Source organism: Kribbella orskensis, from assembly GCF_004342085.1.
Taxonomy (GTDB): Bacteria; Actinomycetota; Actinomycetes; order Propionibacteriales; family Kribbellaceae; genus Kribbella; species Kribbella orskensis.
Map to the genome: position 1 here is coordinate 560,644 of NZ_SLWM01000004.1, position 17,693 is coordinate 578,336.

11 protein-coding genes are annotated in these 17,693 nt (G+C 68.4%); 3 read left to right on the forward strand and 8 right to left on the reverse strand.

The genetic code is table 11. From position 1 onward, the window contains the following. Positions 1-47: 47 nt before the first annotated feature. Positions 48-563, reverse strand: coding sequence for a DUF7144 family membrane protein (locus EV644_RS14845; RefSeq protein ID WP_199239815.1), 516 nt, complete (start codon positions 561-563; stop codon positions 48-50). A 32-nt stretch (positions 564-595) separates the two neighbouring features. Between EV644_RS14845 and EV644_RS14850 the strand changes: the two genes are divergently transcribed. After that, a complete protein-coding gene (locus EV644_RS14850) occupies positions 596-1,099 on the forward strand; it encodes a hypothetical protein (protein ID WP_132188827.1) in 504 nt (167 codons plus the stop codon). 112 nt (positions 1,100-1,211) lie between these two features. Here the strand turns inward: EV644_RS14850 and EV644_RS14855 are convergent, their stop codons facing one another. Next, the gene (locus EV644_RS14855; protein WP_132188828.1) at positions 1,212-1,964 is read right to left on the reverse strand and encodes an FHA domain-containing protein; all 753 of its coding nucleotides are present in this window, start codon (positions 1,962-1,964) and stop codon (positions 1,212-1,214) included. A 162-nt stretch (positions 1,965-2,126) separates the two neighbouring features. Here EV644_RS14855 and EV644_RS14860 point away from each other — a divergent pair, with 162 nt between their 5' ends. Continuing rightward, the gene (locus EV644_RS14860) at positions 2,127-5,480 is read left to right on the forward strand and encodes a LodA/GoxA family CTQ-dependent oxidase (protein WP_132188829.1); all 3,354 of its coding nucleotides are present in this window, start codon (positions 2,127-2,129) and stop codon (positions 5,478-5,480) included. Between the two features lie 11 nt (positions 5,481-5,491). Continuing rightward, positions 5,492-6,580, forward strand: a complete 1,089-nt coding sequence (locus tag EV644_RS14865) for an NAD(P)/FAD-dependent oxidoreductase (RefSeq protein WP_241998169.1) — start codon at positions 5,492-5,494, stop codon at positions 6,578-6,580. Positions 6,581-6,595: 15 nt separating this feature from the next. On the opposite strand, the gene EV644_RS14870 is transcribed toward EV644_RS14865, so the two are convergent. Genes EV644_RS14870 through kdpB form a run of 6 tightly spaced genes read right to left on the reverse strand, consistent with a single transcriptional unit; the run spans position 6,596 to position 17,692 of the window. Continuing rightward, complete coding sequence (locus EV644_RS14870; protein ID WP_369410496.1) at positions 6,596-9,022, reverse strand: FdhF/YdeP family oxidoreductase; 2,427 nt, start codon at positions 9,020-9,022, stop codon at positions 6,596-6,598. 4 nt (positions 9,023-9,026) lie between these two features. Beyond that, complete coding sequence (locus EV644_RS14875) at positions 9,027-10,220, reverse strand: acetate/propionate family kinase (protein WP_132188831.1); 1,194 nt, start codon at positions 10,218-10,220, stop codon at positions 9,027-9,029. Further along, complete coding sequence (pta, locus tag EV644_RS14880; protein ID WP_132188832.1) at positions 10,217-12,331, reverse strand: phosphate acetyltransferase; 2,115 nt, start codon at positions 12,329-12,331, stop codon at positions 10,217-10,219. Before pta ends, EV644_RS14875 begins: the two co-directional genes overlap by 4 nt. A gap of 36 nt (positions 12,332-12,367) precedes the next feature. After that, positions 12,368-14,947 (reverse strand): sensor histidine kinase, encoded by a 2,580-nt coding sequence (locus tag EV644_RS14885; protein ID WP_132188833.1) that lies wholly within the window; start codon positions 14,945-14,947, stop codon positions 12,368-12,370. A gap of 14 nt (positions 14,948-14,961) precedes the next feature. Beyond that, entirely contained in the window at positions 14,962-15,606 is a 645-nt protein-coding gene (gene kdpC, locus EV644_RS14890; RefSeq protein WP_132188834.1) for a K(+)-transporting ATPase subunit C, read from the reverse strand. A 13-nt stretch (positions 15,607-15,619) separates the two neighbouring features. Further along, complete coding sequence (gene kdpB / locus EV644_RS14895) at positions 15,620-17,692, reverse strand: potassium-transporting ATPase subunit KdpB (RefSeq protein WP_132188952.1); 2,073 nt, start codon at positions 17,690-17,692, stop codon at positions 15,620-15,622. Position 17,693: the final 1 nt, after the last annotated feature.

Below are 17,693 nucleotides of genomic sequence, written 5' to 3' on the forward strand. Positions count from 1 at the left end.
GGCAGGTCAGTCGGAACCACCCGACTGACCTGCCGAACTGTGTCGCCTCAGCGTCCGGCCGCCTCTTTCATCGCCTTCATCTCGTGGCCGTGGACGGTGAGGGCCCAGATCACCAGGATGTCGACGGCGATCATGATGGTCGACCAGATCGGGTACGCGGCGAGGAACGCGATGTTGACCACGATGCTGAGGACGGACAGGACGACACCGACGATCCGGCCCCACAGCCTGCCGTTGAGCAGCGCGACACCGCCGACCAGGACCACGAGGCTGAGGATCAGGTGCGTCCAGCCCCAGACGGTGTAGTCGAGGTGGATGGTCAGGCCACTCCTGCCGACCCTGTAGTACTCGTCGTCGAACAGGGCGATGAACCCCTGGAAGGCGTGGAAGAGGCCCAGGACGATCATCATCACGCCGGCGAACAGGATCCAGCCGACCCACGGGCTGGTCCAGGGCGTCGGGGTCGGTTCCCCTCCCGGCGTGGACGCCTGGTGCCTCGCCGTCGGGGGAGGCAGGTCCGACATGGTGGTCTCCTCGTCGAGAGTCACCGAGGGAGCCAGCATCCTGACCCCTCGTGTCCGTCACGCTCTGTCCGATGATCCGCAGCGCGGCCGCACCTGTCCTCACCCGTAGCGGGGGAACCGGTAATTCCGGCGACGTGGACCTGGTGGTGAGTAGCGGCAACACGATGATGCACATCAGCCCGGGGACCTACCCGTCGGTGCTCGGCTCGCGGTCCGACGCGCTGCGCCCCGGCGGATTGATCAGCTTCGAGAGCCGCAACCCGACAGCCCGCGCGTGCGAGCAGTGGACCCGCGAAGCGACGTACTCCGAGCGCGACACCCCGGCCGGCCATCTCCGCGAGTGGATCGAGGTCACCGAGTCGGACCAGGGCCGCGTGGTCTTCGACGCGCACAACGTCTTCCCGGACGGGAGCGACGCCGTCTACACCGACCTCCTGTACTTCCGGACATCCGACGAGATCATCGCCGATCTCGAGCACGCCGGGTTCACCGACATCGCCGTACACGGCGGCTGGCACCACGAGCCGCCGCTCGACGACTCCCGCCTCCTCGTCGTCCGGGCCACGAAGCGCTAGCGGTCTAGAGAGGTTCGTCGTCACGGAGTCGGCCGGATCGAGCTGCGCGATGGTCATGCCCGCATCGTCCGGCGGGCGTACCGACCAGCAATTGAATTACCTCACCATGATCTCAATGACCTCGGTACTGCACAGGTGGCGGAGGCAGCTCCCGGTCGACCAACCTGCGGCGCGAGGTCGCGACGATGTGCAGCACTAGTCCCATGATCATCAGCAGAAGGCCGACAGTGTTGGTTACACCACCGACTGCCGCCGTCAGGAAGCCGATGGAATCCGATTGTGGAGCGGACGGATCCAGCGGCGCGTCGACGATCAGCTCGAAGACGCTGTAGCCGCCGGCATAGGCGATCCCCAGCCCGATCACGAAAAGGGCGAGCCCCGTCCAGACCAGCCGGTTTGCCTTCGTCCGCGTTGCCGCGATCTCGCTGAAGAAGCCCTCCCGGGCCTGGATGACGTACTGCGAAAGGTTGTACTGATCCCACCCGACATTGTCGAGCTCGTCCGCCCGCTGGTCCCCGCTGTTGTAGCGGACCGCCTGAGGCGTCGGCACCTCGCCTTGATATCGGAGCCGAAGACCGGCGAAGGCGACCGTGTCACCATGATGGAGCTCGCGAGGGCCGGTGATGGCGACATCGTTGACGTACGTGCCACCGCTCGAGCCGAGGTCCTCGACATAGTCCAAGCCGCCTCGCCGCCAGAGCGCCGCGTGCGTGCGACTCACGTGGATGTCGGAGAACCGCACATCGCAGGTCGGCAGCCGGCCCACCGTCAGGCTGTTCCCGATCAGGCTGATCCGCCGCCCTTGATCAGCCCCCGCGCTCTCCACCACGAGGTACGTCGGTCTCGTTGTCGACGGCTGCGTCATCACGGCTCCACGAGGCAGTTCGAAGGCCCTCGCCGCGGCACTCCCCCGAATTCAGGAAACCACCAGCAATTCACCCCGGCAAGGGGCGTCCAGAGAGGTCGCTGTATTTCCAGTCCGGGTCGGGGCTCCTCAGGTTAGGGCCCGAAGCCGAGGGAGACGACCATGGCGACGACGTACAAGATCCATCCGGCGATCGGAATCGCGCGGGTCGGCAACAGCCCGGACGAGTTCTTCGTGGGACCGGAGCGCATCGGGGAGATACCGGACCCTCCGGGCGGTTTCAAGGATTCCCAGTGCCGGATCAAACGGCAGGCCGCTCGCTTCCGGATCTTCGCCCACCACGATGACGGCAGCGTCGAGGAGATCGACGACGACAGTGCCGACATCTCGTGGACCGTTCACCTGGTCAACGCGAAGGCAGCCCACCCGAACCGCGGCAACAGCGAGTCGGCCGGCGATCTCACCATCGACCCCGGCCAGCGCACCCTGACCGGACCCGACCAGCGCCTGCTCTTCGACAACGGATCCATCCACTTCTCCGGCGAAGCGGCGGTCACGGTGCCACTCGGTGAGATCCGCAGCGATGACGCGAACCACCTGCTGGTGCTGGGTGGGCACGGGACCGCCGGATCACCCGCCGGGAACGTGATCGGTAGTTTCTGGGGGAACGAAGGCTGGTACGACGACGTGTCCGACGGCCCGGTGACCGCCTCGATCACCCTCCGGGCGGACGACTCGTCGCCGGTGGTCGAGGGCGCCCGGGTCATCGTCGCGCCGCCGAAGTTCGCGCCGCACCAGGACAGCCCGACGACCCTGTACGACCGGGTCCTGCAGAGGATGGTCGACCTGGGCCTGCTTGCCGCGCCGACCACTACGTCGTACACGCGCGACGTCTATCCGATCCTGCAACGAGCCCGGGACATGCGGTGGGTGGAGGGAATCTTCGGCGCCCACTCGTGGCCCGACCCCGTCACCGCCCAGCCTCTGGTCGACGCGATCTTCTCGCGGCTCCGGCCGTCCGGGGACATGCCCGAACTGAACGGGAGCGACTCGGTGCTCACGCCGACCCAGCTGGCGCACCTGCAACGCTGGCAGGCGGGCAACTACGCAGCGGACTGGGTCGGCGTACCGGAGCCGGAGAGCGACCTGACTCCCGACGGCCTGGACCGAGCGGCCCTCGAAGCGTGCGTGGGCGGAGCCTTCTTCCCGGGGATCGAAGCCGGCGGGCTCTCCGCGGGTGATCGTCCGATCATCGAACTCCCGTACGCCGAGGCGTTCCGGCTGGCGTCGGGGATCGCCGCCGGCACTGTCAGTCAGGCCATGGCGCTGCCCTGGCAGGCCGACTTCATGGCGTGCGGCGACAACTGGTGGCCGGTACCTCGCCCGAACGACGTCATCGCCCAGGACTCCGGCAGCCCGGCCCGCTGGGATCGCGACGTCACCAGCATGGACGACATGGTCGCCTTGTGGCACACCCTCGGCTTCGTCGTACAGCAGGGAGCTGAGCACGTCGAGGTCGAGCATTGCGACGAAGCGTCGATCACGCTGCTCACGCCGAGCCTGCGGTTCATCGACGTGCCGCAAGGGCCGATGGGCATGGTGCGCGAGGCAGCACTCGCCATTTCGTTCGAGGTGCTCTCCCCCGGCTCCGCGGTCACCCTCGATTACGCACCAGGTGGGGCACCGGCCCATCCGCAACTCATCGCTGCCACGACGTCGGTGACAGTCGGTCCCACCGCGCCCAACGCCGTGGCAACCGCGCGGCTGTGGATCATCTACCGGACCGGGGTCGCCCCGTCCGCCATCCCGCCTCAGACGTTGACCGTGCGCGAGGCGGCGTCCGGGCAGACGTGGCAGGTGACGGTCGACGGCAACACCGTGGCACGGAAGACGGCAGCGACCGCACTCGTACTGGATCGCTCCGGCAGCATGAGCGAGGACCGCGGCGACGGGCAGAGCAAGCACGCGTCACTCCAGCAGGCGGCGAACATCTTCGTCGACCTCATGCTGGAGGGCGACGGCGTCGGCATCGTCCGCTACAACCAGGACGCCCAGCCGCTGCAGTCCGTGCTTCCGCTCGGGCCGGGAGGGCTGGGAGATCTCAACCGGGGCGCCACCCACGACGTGATCAACGGCAACGCCCTGGACCCCCAGGGCGCGACCTCCATCGGCGACGGCATCTTCGAAGGCAGGGCGCTGCTCACCGCGGCCCCGCAGTTCGACGTCAAGTCGCTGGTCGTGCTCACCGACGGGATCGAGAACAGCCCACGCATGATCTCCGACGTCGCCGGCCAGATCAACGAGCAGACGTACGCCGTGGGTCTCGGCCAGCCGCAGAACATCAGCGTGCCCGCCCTGCAGACGGTGTCCGGCAACAACGGCGGCTTCCTGCTCGTGACCGGCGCGATCACCGGTGACAACCGGTTCCTGCTGCAGAAGTACTTCCTGCAGGTGCTTGCCGGGATCAGCAATGCCGAGGTGGTCCACGACCCTGACGGCGAGCTAACCCGGGGCGCGGTACACCGCATCCCGTTCCAGCTCTGCGACGCCGACTCCGGCGTCGAGGTCGTGTTGCTCACGTCCCGACCCGATGCCGTCGACTTCCGCCTGCAGACGCCCAACGGGTTGCTCATCGAGCCGTGGCGGGCACAGCTCGAGCCGGCGATGCGGTACGAGACCGGCGCGGGGGTGGCCTACTACCGGATCGCGCTTCCGATCCAGTTGCGGCCCAACCGCTTCGACCAGGCCGGCACCTGGCATGCGCTGCTGACCATCGGCCGACCGCACACCGAACCGACTCCGGACGACTCGGACGGGGCCGACCTCTCGATTCTCAGGGGACGCGCCGGCGGCAGGGAACGGCCGGAACGGCCGCAGCGACGACCGTTCGAGTTCGAGCGGGCGTTCGCGGTCGCGCAGGAGACGAACCAGCCGACCTCAGTGCCGGAGCTCGCCGCCGACGAGGGCGCCACCGGACGACGTGGCTTGCCGTACAGCCTGGTGGTGCACTTGTACTCGAACGTTTCTCTCCGGGCGGCCGCAAACCAACGGTCGTACGAGCCAGGCGCCCACGTGGCTGTCAGCGCCACGCTGACCCAGTCGGGCGTGCCAGTAGACGGAGACCCGTACGTCTGGGCGGAGGTCACCCGCCCGGACCGGTCAGTCGCCACGCTCACACTCAACCCGACCGGACCCGGGGAGTTCGCGGGGAGCTTCGGCACCACCGCCCCCGGCGTCTACCGGGTACGGGTCCGCGCCCGCGGACGCACCCGTCTGGGGCGACCCTTCACTCGGGAACGCACAGTCACCGCGGCGGTCTGGCGTGGCGGCGACGACAGCGGCTCCACCAGTGGTCAGGGCGGCGGCCAGCTCGACGATGCGCTCTGCAAGCTGCTGTCCTGCTTGCTGAAGGACGGGGTCTTCGACGAGAAACTGCTGCGCAAGCTCGGCATCGACCTGGACAAGGCCCGCAAGTGCCTTCAGGACTGCGGCTGCGGCCATCACGAGGAAGGCTGATCGTGCCCGCGATGTACGACGTGGTCGTCGTCGGCGGTGGTCCGGCCGGTACTGCGACCGCTCTGCGGCTGGCATCGACGGGCAGATCGGTGGCACTGCTGGAACGCAGCCACTTCGACCACCCCAGGGTCGGCGAGACGCTGGCCCCGGCCGTCCAACCCCTGTTGCGTGAGTTGGGCGTCTGGGACCGGTACTGCGCGCTGCGGCCGCTGCCCTCCTGGGGCACTCGGAGCATCTGGGACGACCCGGAACCGGCCGAGCACTCGCACCTGGCCAGCGGATACGCCAGCGGCTGGCACGTCGACCGGCGCGCCTTCGACCGGATGCTCGCGGATGCAGCCGCCGACGCCGGCACCGACGTACTGATGCGCACCTCACTTGTGAACTGCCGGTACGACGGCGCTGCCTGGAACGTGGTCTGCTCCGGCGAGCGCCGACTGGCCGCGCGGCTGGTGGTCGATGCCACCGGCCGATCGGCTGTCCTGGGCCGGTCGCTGGGCGCGCGACGCCTCGCCTTCGACCGGCTCGTCGGGATCACCGCTCAGTGGCACGGAGTCAACGTGACCGACGAGCAGTACCTGCTGGTCGAGGCGGCCGCAGACGGCTGGTGGTACACAGCGCCGCTGCCCGGGGGCGCGATGGTCGGGATGCTCATGACCGACGCCGACCTGTGCCGTCGCGACCGTCTGGCCTCCGCCGGACCGTGGCACAACCGCCTCTTTGCAACGACCGCCACGGCAGAACGCATCGGTCCCAGGTCGGCATCATCGGCACTGTTGGTCTACCCGGCCGCGAGCCGGCGCACGACCCGCCTGCACGACGTCCGACCATGGCTCGCGGTCGGCGACGCGGCCCTGTCGGTCGACCCGATCTCCGGCAGCGGAGTACAGCGAGCGCTACAAACTGCCGCTGGTGCAGCAGACACGCTGATTGGCCTACTCGACAGGCCTGGCGACGCGGCGACACTGATCACGCAGTACGAATCGGCGCGCGACACCGAATGCACCACTTACCTCATCGAGCGCGCTCATTACTACAACGCCGTACGCCGCTATCCCACCCCGTTCTGGAACCGCCGCAAGCTCCACGCTGCAGCCTGATCCGCGGCGAAGGTGTCAGTCGATGGGCCTGACTTCGCGACTACGTGTCACCTCGACGACGAGGTGTTTGGTGACAGGCTGGTCGCTTTGGGTGCTGTAGTCGGCGATGCCGCAGAGGACGTTCAGTTCTGGCATGTAGCCGGCAGTGCAGCCGGGTGGGATCTCGTAGCGGACGGCTCGGTAGCCGTGCACCGTGCGCTTCGTGCCGTCCTTCGAGAAGCTCGTGATGTCGACCAGGTCGAACTCTTCGAGGCCGCGGTCGCGTAGGTCGTTCTCGTTCATGAAGACGACGGTGCGCAGGCCCTTCAGCCCGCGGTACCGGTCGTCGTTCGAGTAGATCGTGGTGTTGAACTGGTCGTGCGAACGGACCGTCGCAAGCGTCAGGCGGCCCTCACCCGGATCGACGTCGTCCGGCAGCGACGCCAGGGAGAACTCGACGCGGCCAGAGGGAGTCCGGAAGTCACGCTCGCGGGCCGGCTGGTGGATGCGGAAGCCGTGCGGGCCGCGGGCGCGCGTGTTGAAGTCCTCGAACCCGGGCAGCACCTGCGCCATCGTGTCGCGGATGCGGTCGTAGTCGTCGGCGTAGCTCTGCCACGGCGTTCTGCTCTCCGGCAGCGTGGCCTGGGCCAGGCCGGCCAGGATCGCGCACTCGGAGCGGAGCTGCGGCGAGCCGGGGTCCTTCATCCCGTACGAGATGTGCACCATCGACATCGAATCCTCGACGGTGATCCCCTGGACTCCACCCGCCTGCACGTCCTTGTCGGTGCGGCCGAGGCAGGGAAGGATCAGCGCTCGCTTGCCGTGCACGATGTGGCTGCGGTTGAGCTTCGTGCTCACCTGCACGGTGAGCTCGCACTTCCGGAGCGCCTCGAAGGTGTACGGGAGATCAGGGCTGGCGAGGGCGAAGTTGCCGCCGAGGGCGACGAACACCTTCACGTCGCCGCTCTGCATCGCCTCGATCGTTCCGACCGTGCCCAGTCCCGCTTCGCGCGGCGGGTCGATCTCGCAGACCTCGGCCAGCCGATCGAGGAACGGCTGGTCCGGACGATTGTTGATCCCACAGGTGCGGTTGCCCTGCACGTTGCTGTGCCCGCGGACCGGACAAGGTCCCGCACCCGGCCGGCCGAGGTTGCCCCGCAGGAGCAGCAGGTTGACGACCTCGCGCACCGTGTCGACGCCGTGCTCGTGCTGCGTGAGGCCGAGGCACCACGCGATGATGACGCGTTTCGTCGCCAGGTAGGAGTCGGCGAGCCTGCGGACCCCGGCCTCGTCCACGCCGGCATCGCGGACCAGGTCTGCCCAGGGGGTGGCCTCGACCAGCGCGCGGTACTCGTCGACGCCGTGGGTGTACTGCGCGATGAACTCGTGGTCGAGAACGTCAGGATCCTGCGCGGCCGCCTCGAAGACGGCCTTGGCGACGCCGCGCAGCAGGGCGAGGTCGCCGCCGATCCGCACCTGCACGTTCATCGTTCCGGTCGAGGTCGCGTGGAAGGTTGCCAGGTGGGCGAACTCGTGGGGGATGATCGTCCGCCGGGAGCCCGCTTCGATCAGGGGATTGATGTGCACGAGCTGGGCGCCGCGCCGGTCGGCCTCGGCCAGCCAGGTCAGCATCCGCGGCGCGTTCGTCGCGGCGTTGTCGGCCATCAGCCAGATCGCGTCCGCGATCTCCCAGTCGTGCAGATCGACGGTGCCCTTGCCGCTCCCGATCGCCGCGGTCAGTGCTCGGCCACTCGCCTCGTGGCACATGTTCGAGCAGTCCGGAAGGTTGTTCGTGCCGAACTCGCGCACCCAGAGCTGGTACAGGAAAGTCGCCTCGTTGCTGAGCCGCCCGGAGGTGTAGAACGCGGCCTGATCCGGAGTCTCCAACTCCCGCAGGGTTCCGCCGACCAGCACGAAGGCGTCATCCCAGGAGATCGGCTCGTACTTGTCGGTCGCCGGGTTGTAGCTCATCGGCTCCGCGAGCCGTCCGACCGCTTCCAGGTCGTAGTCGCTCCACTCGGCCAGCTCGGCGACGGTGTGACCGGCGAAGAACTCGCGGTCGGCGTTCGCGGGAGCGAGTTCCCAGGTGGCGTGCTTGACCCCGTTCTCACAGATGTCGAGGTGGAGCCCGTGCGGATCGTCCGGCCACGCGCAGCCCGGGCAGTCGAAGCCGCCGTCCTCCTGGTTCATCACGAAGAGCGCCCGGAAGCCCTCCATCGGCTCTCCCGCCCGCTCGAGCACCTTCCCGACACTGCGTGCCGCACCCCATCCCGCCGCCGGATGGTGGTACTCGTGGCGTGAATAGTCACTGCCAGGAGTAGGCCCCCGCCCGAGCGCAGGCTGTCCCGGTACTGCGCCAAGCATCCGCTGTTGCGCGTCATGCCTTTCGTGAGGTGGCGATGCCATTTGCTCCTCCGTCCGCCCGGCCCAGGTACTAGTACTAGCAAGGCTTTCCAAGACCATGTCGTCAAGGGCGGATGACGCTGAGTGCCTCGCGGGCGATCTGCCATTCCTCGTTGGTGGGGACGACCAGGACGGTCACGGCGCTGTCGTCGGTGGAGACGACGCGGGCCTTGTCAGACGAGGCGGTGTTGCGTTCGTCGTCGATCTGGATGCCGAGGCGTTCGAGGCCCTCGAGTGAGGCGGCCCGTAACTCTGCGGCGTTCTGGCCTACTCCCGCGGTGAAGACGATCGCATCGACGGTCCCCAGTACGGCGTAGTACGCCCCGACGTACTTCTTGATCCGGTGGCGGTAGACGTCGAAGGCCAACTGCGCCCGGTCGTCGCCGGCGGCCCGCCGCTTCGACAGCTCCCGGAAGTCGTTCTCGCCGCTCAGGCCTTTCAACCCGGATTCGTAGTTGAGCAGACGGTCGATCTTGTCCAGGGGCAGGCCGAGCTCGCGGGACAGGTGCCCGTGAATCGCCGGGTCCAGGTCGCCGGACCGCGTTCCCATCACCAGCCCTTCGAGCGGGGTCATGCCCATCGAGGTGTCGACCGACCTGCCACCACGCACGGCCGTCGCGGAACAACCGTTGCCCAGGTGGAGCACGATGAGGTTCACGTCCGCCGGATCACGCCCGAGCAGGCGTGCAGCCTCCCCGGAGACGAATGCGTGCGAGGTGCCGTGGAAGCCGTACCGCCGGATCCCGTGCTCTTTCAGCCACTCGTGGGGAACCGCATACGTGTACGCCTCCGGTTCGAGGGTTTGGTGGAAGGCGGTGTCGAACACGGCCACCTGCGGCAGGTCGGGGAAGAGCCGGCGAGCCACCCGCATGCCCTCGAGGTTGGCCGGGTTGTGGAGCGGGGCCAGCGGCACGAGTTCGGTGACCTTCGCGATCAGGTCGTCGTCGACGAGGACCGGGTCGGCGAACCAGGATCCGCCGTGCACGACTCGGTGGCCCACGGCAACGATGTCGAGATCGTCGAGGGACGGGCCCTGCGTCTCGAAGGCGTTGATCGCCGCCTTCAGCGCATCCTCGTGGGACGAGATCGACAGCGCAGTACTGGTCTCGCCGTTCGGGCCGCGGTGCAGCTGGTGGCCTTCCGACTCACCGATGCGCTCGATGAGACCGATAGCGGCAGCCTCCCCGGACGCGGCGTCGACCAGGCTGTACTTCAGGGACGAGGATCCCGCGTTGATCACCAGCACGTGATCGCTCATCGGTTGGTCCTCTCCGCGCTCGCTGCGGCTGTCGCCGATTCCTGCTGCGCCTGGATGGCGGTGATCGCGACCGTGTTGATGATGTCCCGCACGGTGGCGCCCCGGGAGAGGTCGTTCACCGGTTTCCGCAGCCCTTGGAGCACCGGCCCGACAGCGACCGCGTTCGCCGACCGCTGCACCGCCTTGTAGGTGTTGTTGCCGGTATTGAGGTCGGGAAAGATGAACACCGTCGCCCGGCCGGCCACCGGCGAACCAGGCAGCTTGGTCTTCGCCACGGCGGCGTCGATCGCGGCGTCGTACTGGATCGGCCCCTCCACCAGCAACTCGGGCGCACGCTCTCTGATGATCCCGGTTGCCTTGGACACCTTCTCCACCTCCGTGCCCGTGCCGGAGGCACCGGTCGAGTACGACAGCATCGCGACGCGCGGCTCGATGCCGAACGCCGCCGCGGTCGCGGCCGAGGAGATCGCGATGTCGGCAAGCTGCTCGGCGGTCGGATCAGGGTTGACCGCACAGTCGCCGTACACGAGGACCTGGTTCTCCAGGCACATGAAGAACACCGACGACACCACGGACACCCCGGGCAGCGTTTTCACCACCTCGAGAGCCGGCCGGATCGTGTGCGCGGTGGTGTGGACGGCACCCGACACCATGCCGTCGGCCAGCCCGAGCTTCACCATCATCGTGCCGAAGTAGGACACGTCCCGGACCACGTCGCGGGCCCGGTCGAGGTCGACGCCACGGTGCTGACGGAGCCGGCGGTACTCCTGGGCGAACCGCTCCCGCAGTACCTCGTCGCCGTCCGGGCTGACGATCCGCGCCGCCGAGACGTCCACCCCGAGGGCGGCCGCCTTCGCGCTGATCGCGATCGGATCCCCGAGGAGGGTCAGCCGCGCCACGCGGCGGCGGAGGAGCGCGTCGGCCGCCCGCAGGATCCGCTCCTCCTCACCCTCCGGCAGGACGATGTGCTTCAGGTCGGCCAGCGCCTCGTCGATCACCTGGTGCTCGAACATGAGCGGGGTCACCGCGTTGCTCCGCGCCACCGCGAGCCGATCCAGCAGCGCGGCGCCGTCGACGTACCGGTCGAACAGCGCGAGCGCCATGTCCACCTTGCGCGGAGAGTCCTTGGTGACTCGGCCCCGTACTGCGGTCAGCGCGGTGGAGGCCGCGTGCGTGCCCAGGTCGGTCTCGATGATGGGCAGGGTGACGCCGACGCCCTCGATCAGCCGCCGAACCTGGTCCGGCAGTGCGAACCCGCCGTTGAGGAAGATCGCCGAGACCTGTGGGAAGTTCTGCGAGGCATGCGCCATCAGTACGCCGACGACCACCTCCGGGCGGTCCGCCGCCGTGACCACGGCCGCCCCTTCGAACAGCCGGTCGAGCACATTGGGCATCGTCATGGCGGCTATCACCAGCCCACTGACTTCACGGGACAGCAACTGCCGGTCACCGCTGAGCAACTGTCCGGCAACCGCTGGCATGAGGTCCGCGACCGAGGGTGCGCTGAGCAGTGGCTCCTCGGGGATGGCGTACGCCGGGACGCCCGCGCCGGCCAGTACGGCGGTGGTCGGCGCGAGCTGATCCTCGTCGACGCGGTTGGCGATCACCGCGAACAACGAGCCGTGGTTGGCCGCCAGCTCGGCGGAGGCCAGCTCGGTCAACGTGCGCAGCTCCTCCGGAGTACGGCCGGAACCGTTCAGCACGAGCAGCACGGGCGCGCCCAGATTGGCGGCGATCCTCGCGTTGTAGGCGAACTCCGTCGGCGTGCCCACGTCGGTGTAGTCGCTGCCCAGGATGAGCACCGGGTCACCCCGGTCGGCCACGTCACGGTAGCGCTGCACGATGCGGTCCAGCGCGGCATCGGGGTCCCGGTGCACCTCGTCGTAGGTGACTCCGACACTTTCGTCGTACGACAGCGGGACAGCGTCGTGGGAGGTGAGGAGATCCAGCACGTAGTCGCGCCCCCCGTACTGCGCCGTGTCCGGCCGCACGATGGGCCGGAACACAGCCACCCGCTCAACCCGCCGCGACAACTGCTCCAGCACCCCCAGAGCCACAGTGGACTTCCCGGTGTAACCCTCCACCGACGCGATGTACACGCTGCTACCCATGCACGAACCCTAACCAGTCGCACACTCTCATCGGTGTCAGTCGCGCTCCTGCGGTTCTGGCTCGGCGCGCTCACGGCTGCCCGGTACCGGCGTGTCATCCGCGCTGCTGGGCGCAGCCGGCATCGAGATGACCATGGTGAGACCTCCGCCGGGCGTTTCCTCCGGTTCCACGCTGCCGTGCATCGCCTCGGCGAGCCCGCGCGCGAGTGCCAGCCCGAGTCCGGCGCCGACGGTGTTGTCGGTGTCGCCGAGCCGCTGGAACGGCGCGAAGACCCGGCCCCGTTCAGCGGCCGGGATGCCCGGACCGCGATCGATGACCCGGATCTCGACGACCTCCCCGAGCGCGCTGCCGGTCACCAGCGGCGGCCCGCCGGGAGGCGAGTAGCGCACGGCATTGGCGAGCAGATTCGCGAGCACCCGCTCCAGCAGGACCGGATCCGCCGCCACCAGCGGAAGCGTGGTCGGAATGTCCACCGTCACCTTCGCGCCATCGTCACCGAGTCCGGCCATCACCACCGGCACGATCTCGTCGATCGCCACCGACCGCGTGAAGACCGGGAGCACTCCGGCTTGCAGGCGGCTCAGGTCGAGCAGGTCATCGACCAGTCGGCTCAGGCGGTCAAGCGACTCGTCGGCCGTCGCGAGCAACTCGTCCTGCTCGTCATCGGTCCAGTCGACGTCGGAACTCCGGAGGCTGGTGACAGCTGCCTTGGCGGACGCGAGCGGTGACCGCAGGTCGTGGCTGACGGCGCGCAGCAACGCCGTACGCAGCTTGTCCGCCTCTGCGAGCGGCTTGGCTTCCGCGGCCTCTTCGGTCAGCCGACCACGATCGAGGAGCGCGGCAGCGTGCGCCGCGAACGCACCGACCAGTTGGCGCTCGTCAGCAGCCAGCGACCGACCTTGCAGGACCAGCACCAGGTCGTCTCGAGCGGGAACCGCGGCGTCACCGTCCTCGGGCCGCACGCTGGTCGTGGTGCCGGCGGAGGCGATCGGTCGCCAACTCTCGGTGAGCTCGTCGGTCTCGAGCCGTTCCAGCAGGACCGCACCCTCCATTCCGAAGGCCTCCCGGACTCGCTCCAGCAACGCAGGCAGGGCCGTCTGTCCACGGAGCACCGTGCCCGCCAACGTGGCCAGGGTCTCCGACTCGGCCGCCGACCTCGCCGCCTGCCGGGTCCTACGCGCGGCCCGGTCGACCACCGAGCTGACCAAGGCGGCCACCAGTACGAAGATCGCCAGTGCCAGTACGTCGTTGGCGTCGGCGACAGTGAAGGTGCCGGTCGGCGGGGTGAAGAAGTAGTTCAGCACCAGCGAGCCTGCTACTGCCGTGACCAAAGCCGGCCAGAGCCCTCCGACGAGCGCCACGACAACCACGCCGAGCAGGAAGACCAGTACGTTGCTGGTCAGGTTCAGCGTGTCACCGCCGAGGCCGAGCAGCAGCGCCAGCAGCGGCGGCAGCGCGACCGCGAGCACGAACCCGTAAGCCTGCCGCCGGCGCGAGAGGCTCCCGCGCAGTCGCGGCAACCGGCCCCGGCCCATCTCCGAATGCCGGACGATGTGGACGTCGATGTCGCCGGACTCGCGGATCGCGCTTGCCCCGATGCCCGGCCCGAACAGCGCGGAGAACCAGGACCGGCGGCTGCCGCCCAGCACCAACTGGGTAGCGTTCTCCGCCCGGGCGAATGACAACAGCGCGGCCGGGACGTCCTCGCCCACCACTTGGTGGTAGGTACCACCCAGACTCTCCACCAGCTGTCGTTGCTGGGCGAGCCGGCCCGGATCCGCCCCGGTCAGGCCGTCCGAGCGGGTGACGTGAACGGCGAGCAGATCGCCGCCGGAGGAACGGGCGGCGATGCGGGCGGCACGCCGGATCAGGGTCTCGCCTTCGGGCCCGCCGGTGAGCGCCACGACGACCCGCTCGCGCGCCTCCCAGGTGGAGTCGATGTCGTGCTGTGAACGGTACTGCTGCAACCCCACGTCGACGCGGTCCGCGAGCCACAACAGCGCGAGTTCCCGCAAAGCTGCCAGGTTGCCGCCCCGGAAGTAGTTGCCCAGGGCAGCATCGACCTTGTCGGCGCCATAGATGTTGCCGTGCGCCATCCGGCGGCGTAGCGCCTCCGGGGTCATGTCGACCAGCTCGATCTGGTCCGCCGCCCGGACCACCCGGTCCGGCACGGTCTCGCGCTGTGGCGCGCCGGTGATCTTCTCGACCACGTCGTTGATCGACTCGAGGTGCTGGATGTTCACGGTGGAGATCACGTTGATGCCCGCGCCGAGCAGTTCGTCGATATCCTCCCAGCGCTTCTCGTTCCGGCTGCCGGGCACGTTGCTGTGGGCGAGCTCGTCGATCAGCGCGACCTCGGGCCGCCGGGCCAGCAGCGCGTCCAGGTCCATCTCGGTGAAGCTCGCGCCGCGGTAGTCCAGGATGCGCCGCGGCACGACTTCCAACCCACCCAGCAGCGCGGCAGTGTGTGACCGGCCGTGGGTCTCCACGAAACCGACCACCACGTCCGTACCGCGCTCCTGCCGCCGCTTGCCTTCCTCGAGCATCTTGTAGGTCTTGCCCACGCCAGGTGCGGCGCCAAGGTAGATCCTCAGATGCCCGCGACCGCCGCTCATGTACCCATCGTGGCTCAAGTCAGGGCGGCGAGATCACGATTGAGCGTGACCACGTTGACCGTCGGCTTCCCGAGGAACCCGATCGTCCGCCCCTTGGTGTTGTCCTCGACCAGTTGCTTCACCTTGGCCACGTCCAGGCCCCGCTCGCGCGCGACGCGGTCGACCTGCAGGGCGGCGTACGCCGGGCTGATCTGCGGGTCGAGGCCGCTGCCACTGGCTGTGACGGCGTCCGGCGGCACCTGCGCGGGGTCCACACCTTCCAGGTCGGCGACGGCCTTGCGGCGCTCCTGGACCGCCGCCAGCAGGTCGGCGTTGTTCGGGCCGAACTGCGAGGCCGCGCTGCCTGCCCCGTCGTAGTCCACGGCCGACGGCCGGGTCTGGAACCACAGCGGGTCGGCGACCATCACCGGCGCACCGTCCGCGTCCACCTCCGGCTTGCCGTCCTTGACCGCCTGCTTGGTGTAGGCCTGACCGATCAGATCGGACGCCACGTCCTTGCCACCGGCCTGGATCATCGAGCCATTCGCGTTGCCGTGGAACAAGATCTGGCCGACCCCGGTCATCGCCAGCGGATAGATGACCCCCAGGAGGACAGTGAGGACCACCATGGCCCGGATACCGACACCGAACTGGGCCAGCGTGCTTCGATTGCCTGCCATTGTCAGTCCCCTCTCAGCCGATGCCCGGGATGAGCGAGATCAGCAGATCGATGAGTTTGATGCCGATGAACGGGCTGATCAGCCCGCCGACGCCGTAGATCAACAGGTTGCGCCGCAACATCGCCGACGCCGACGACGGCTTGTACTGCACTCCTCGCAGCGCCAGCGGGACCAGGGCCACGATCACCAGCGCGTTGAAGATGACCGCGGACAGGATCGCCGACTCGGCCGAGTCCAGCCGCATGATGTTCAGCTTGTCCAGGCCCGGATAGGCCGCCGCGAACAGCGCCGGCAGGATCGCGAAGTACTTCGCCACGTCGTTCGCGATCGAGAACGTGGTCAGCGAACCACGGGTGATCAGCATCTGCTTGCCGATCTCCACGATCTCGATCAGCTTGGTCGGGTTGGAGTCGAGGTCGACCATGTTGCCGGCCTCCTTCGCCGCCGACGTGCCGCTGTTCATCGCCACCCCGACATCGGCCTGCGCCAGCGCCGGAGCGTCGTTGGTGCCGTCACCGGTCATCGCGACCAGCCGGCCACCTTCTTGCTCCTTCTTGATCAGCGCCATCTTGTCCTCGGGCGTCGCCTCGGCCAGGAAGTCGTCGACCCCGGCCTCCTCGGCGATCGCCTTCGCGGTCAGCTGGTTGTCACCGGTGATCATCACCGTCCGGATGCCCATCGCCCGCATCTGGTCGAACCGCTCCCGCATCCCTTCCTTGACCACATCCTTCAGGTGGATCACCCCGAGCGCCCGGGCCACCCCGCCCTTGCTGTCGGCAACGACCAGCGGCGTGCCGCCGGAGGCGGAGATGCCGTCGACGACCTCGCCGAGCGCGTTGTCGACCTTGCCGCCCTGGCTGCCGATCCAGGCATTCACCGCGCCGGCCGCACCCTTGCGGACCTGCCGGTCGTCGACGTCGACCCCGCTCATCCGCGTCTGCGCGGTGAACTGCACGAACGTTGCGTGCGGCAACTCTCCCGTGGTGCGCTCCCTGAGCCCGTACTGCGTCTTCGCCAGGACGACGATCGAGCGACCTTCGGGGGTCTCGTCGGCCAGGCTGGACAGCTGGGCCGCGTCGGCCAGTTCGGTCTCGGTGACCCCGGCCAGCGGGATGAACTCCGACGCCTGCCGGTTGCCCAGCGTGATCGTGCCGGTCTTGTCCAGCAGCAGCGTGTTCACGTCACCGGCGGCCTCGACCGCACGACCCGACATCGCCAGCACATTGCGCTGCACCAACCGGTCCATGCCGGCGATACCGATCGCCGACAACAACGCACCGATCGTCGTCGGGATCAGACACACCAACAGCGCGACCAGCACGACGATGCTCAGGTTGACACCCGCATAGTCCGCGAACGGCGGCAACGTCACCGTCGCCATCAAGAACACGATCGTCAGGCTGGCCAGCAGGATGTTCAGCGCGATCTCGTTCGGCGTCTTCTGCCGCGACGCACCCTCGACCAGGGCGATCATCCGGTCGATGAAACTCTCCCCCGGCCTCGTGGTGATCCTCACCACGATCCGGTCCGACAGCACCTTCGTCCCGCCGGTGACCGCGCTCCGGTCACCACCGGACTCCCGGATCACCGGAGCCGACTCACCCGTGATCGCCGACTCGTCCACGCTCGCGACACCCTCGACCACGTCACCGTCACCCGGAATGATTTGACCGGCCTCGACCACCACAAGATCTCCCAACTGCAGGTCGACTGCAGGTACTTCCTCCTCAGTGACGCCGTCGGCAGTCAGCCGTCGCGCCGTCGTCTCGGTCTTCGCCCGGCGCAGTGTCTCTGCCTGCGCCTTCCCCCGGCCCTCCGCCACCGCTTCGGCCAGGTTGGCGAAGACAACGGTCAGCCAGAGCCAGACGACGATCCACCAGACGAACACGCTGGAGTCGGTGAAGGCGAGGATCGTCGAGGCGACGGCTCCCACCTCGACCACGAACATCACCGGGTTCTTCACCATCACCCGCGGATCGAGCTTGCGCAGCGCGTCCGGCAGAGAGGTCAGCAACATCCTCGGATCGAACAGACCCGAGGGAGCCTTCTTGGAAGTCACGACCGCCTTCGATGCGGGCGGCTCCATC

What these genes read in the sequence shown, in the direction of transcription:
- pta (WP_132188832.1), bottom strand. Translation starts at nt 12,331, where the DNA reads ATGGGTAGCAGCGTGTACATCGCGTCGGTGGAGGGTTACACCGGGAAG.
- EV644_RS14845 (WP_199239815.1), bottom strand. Translation starts at nt 563, where the DNA reads ATGCTGGCTCCCTCGGTGACTCTCGACGAGGAGACCACCATGTCGGAC.
- EV644_RS14850 (WP_132188827.1), top strand. Translation starts at nt 596, where the DNA reads ATGATCCGCAGCGCGGCCGCACCTGTCCTCACCCGTAGCGGGGGAACC.
- EV644_RS14855 (WP_132188828.1), bottom strand. Translation starts at nt 1,964, where the DNA reads ATGACGCAGCCGTCGACAACGAGACCGACGTACCTCGTGGTGGAGAGC.
- EV644_RS14865 (WP_241998169.1), top strand. Translation starts at nt 5,492, where the DNA reads ATGTACGACGTGGTCGTCGTCGGCGGTGGTCCGGCCGGTACTGCGACC.
- EV644_RS14860 (WP_132188829.1), top strand. Translation starts at nt 2,127, where the DNA reads ATGGCGACGACGTACAAGATCCATCCGGCGATCGGAATCGCGCGGGTC.
- EV644_RS14870 (WP_369410496.1), bottom strand. Translation starts at nt 9,022, where the DNA reads ATGGTCTTGGAAAGCCTTGCTAGTACTAGTACCTGGGCCGGGCGGACG.
- kdpC (WP_132188834.1), bottom strand. Translation starts at nt 15,606, where the DNA reads ATGGCAGGCAATCGAAGCACGCTGGCCCAGTTCGGTGTCGGTATCCGG.
- EV644_RS14885 (WP_132188833.1), bottom strand. Translation starts at nt 14,947, where the DNA reads ATGAGCGGCGGTCGCGGGCATCTGAGGATCTACCTTGGCGCCGCACCT.
- EV644_RS14875 (WP_132188831.1), bottom strand. Translation starts at nt 10,220, where the DNA reads ATGAGCGATCACGTGCTGGTGATCAACGCGGGATCCTCGTCCCTGAAG.
- kdpB (WP_132188952.1), bottom strand. Translation starts at nt 17,692, where the DNA reads ATGGAGCCGCCCGCATCGAAGGCGGTCGTGACTTCCAAGAAGGCTCCC.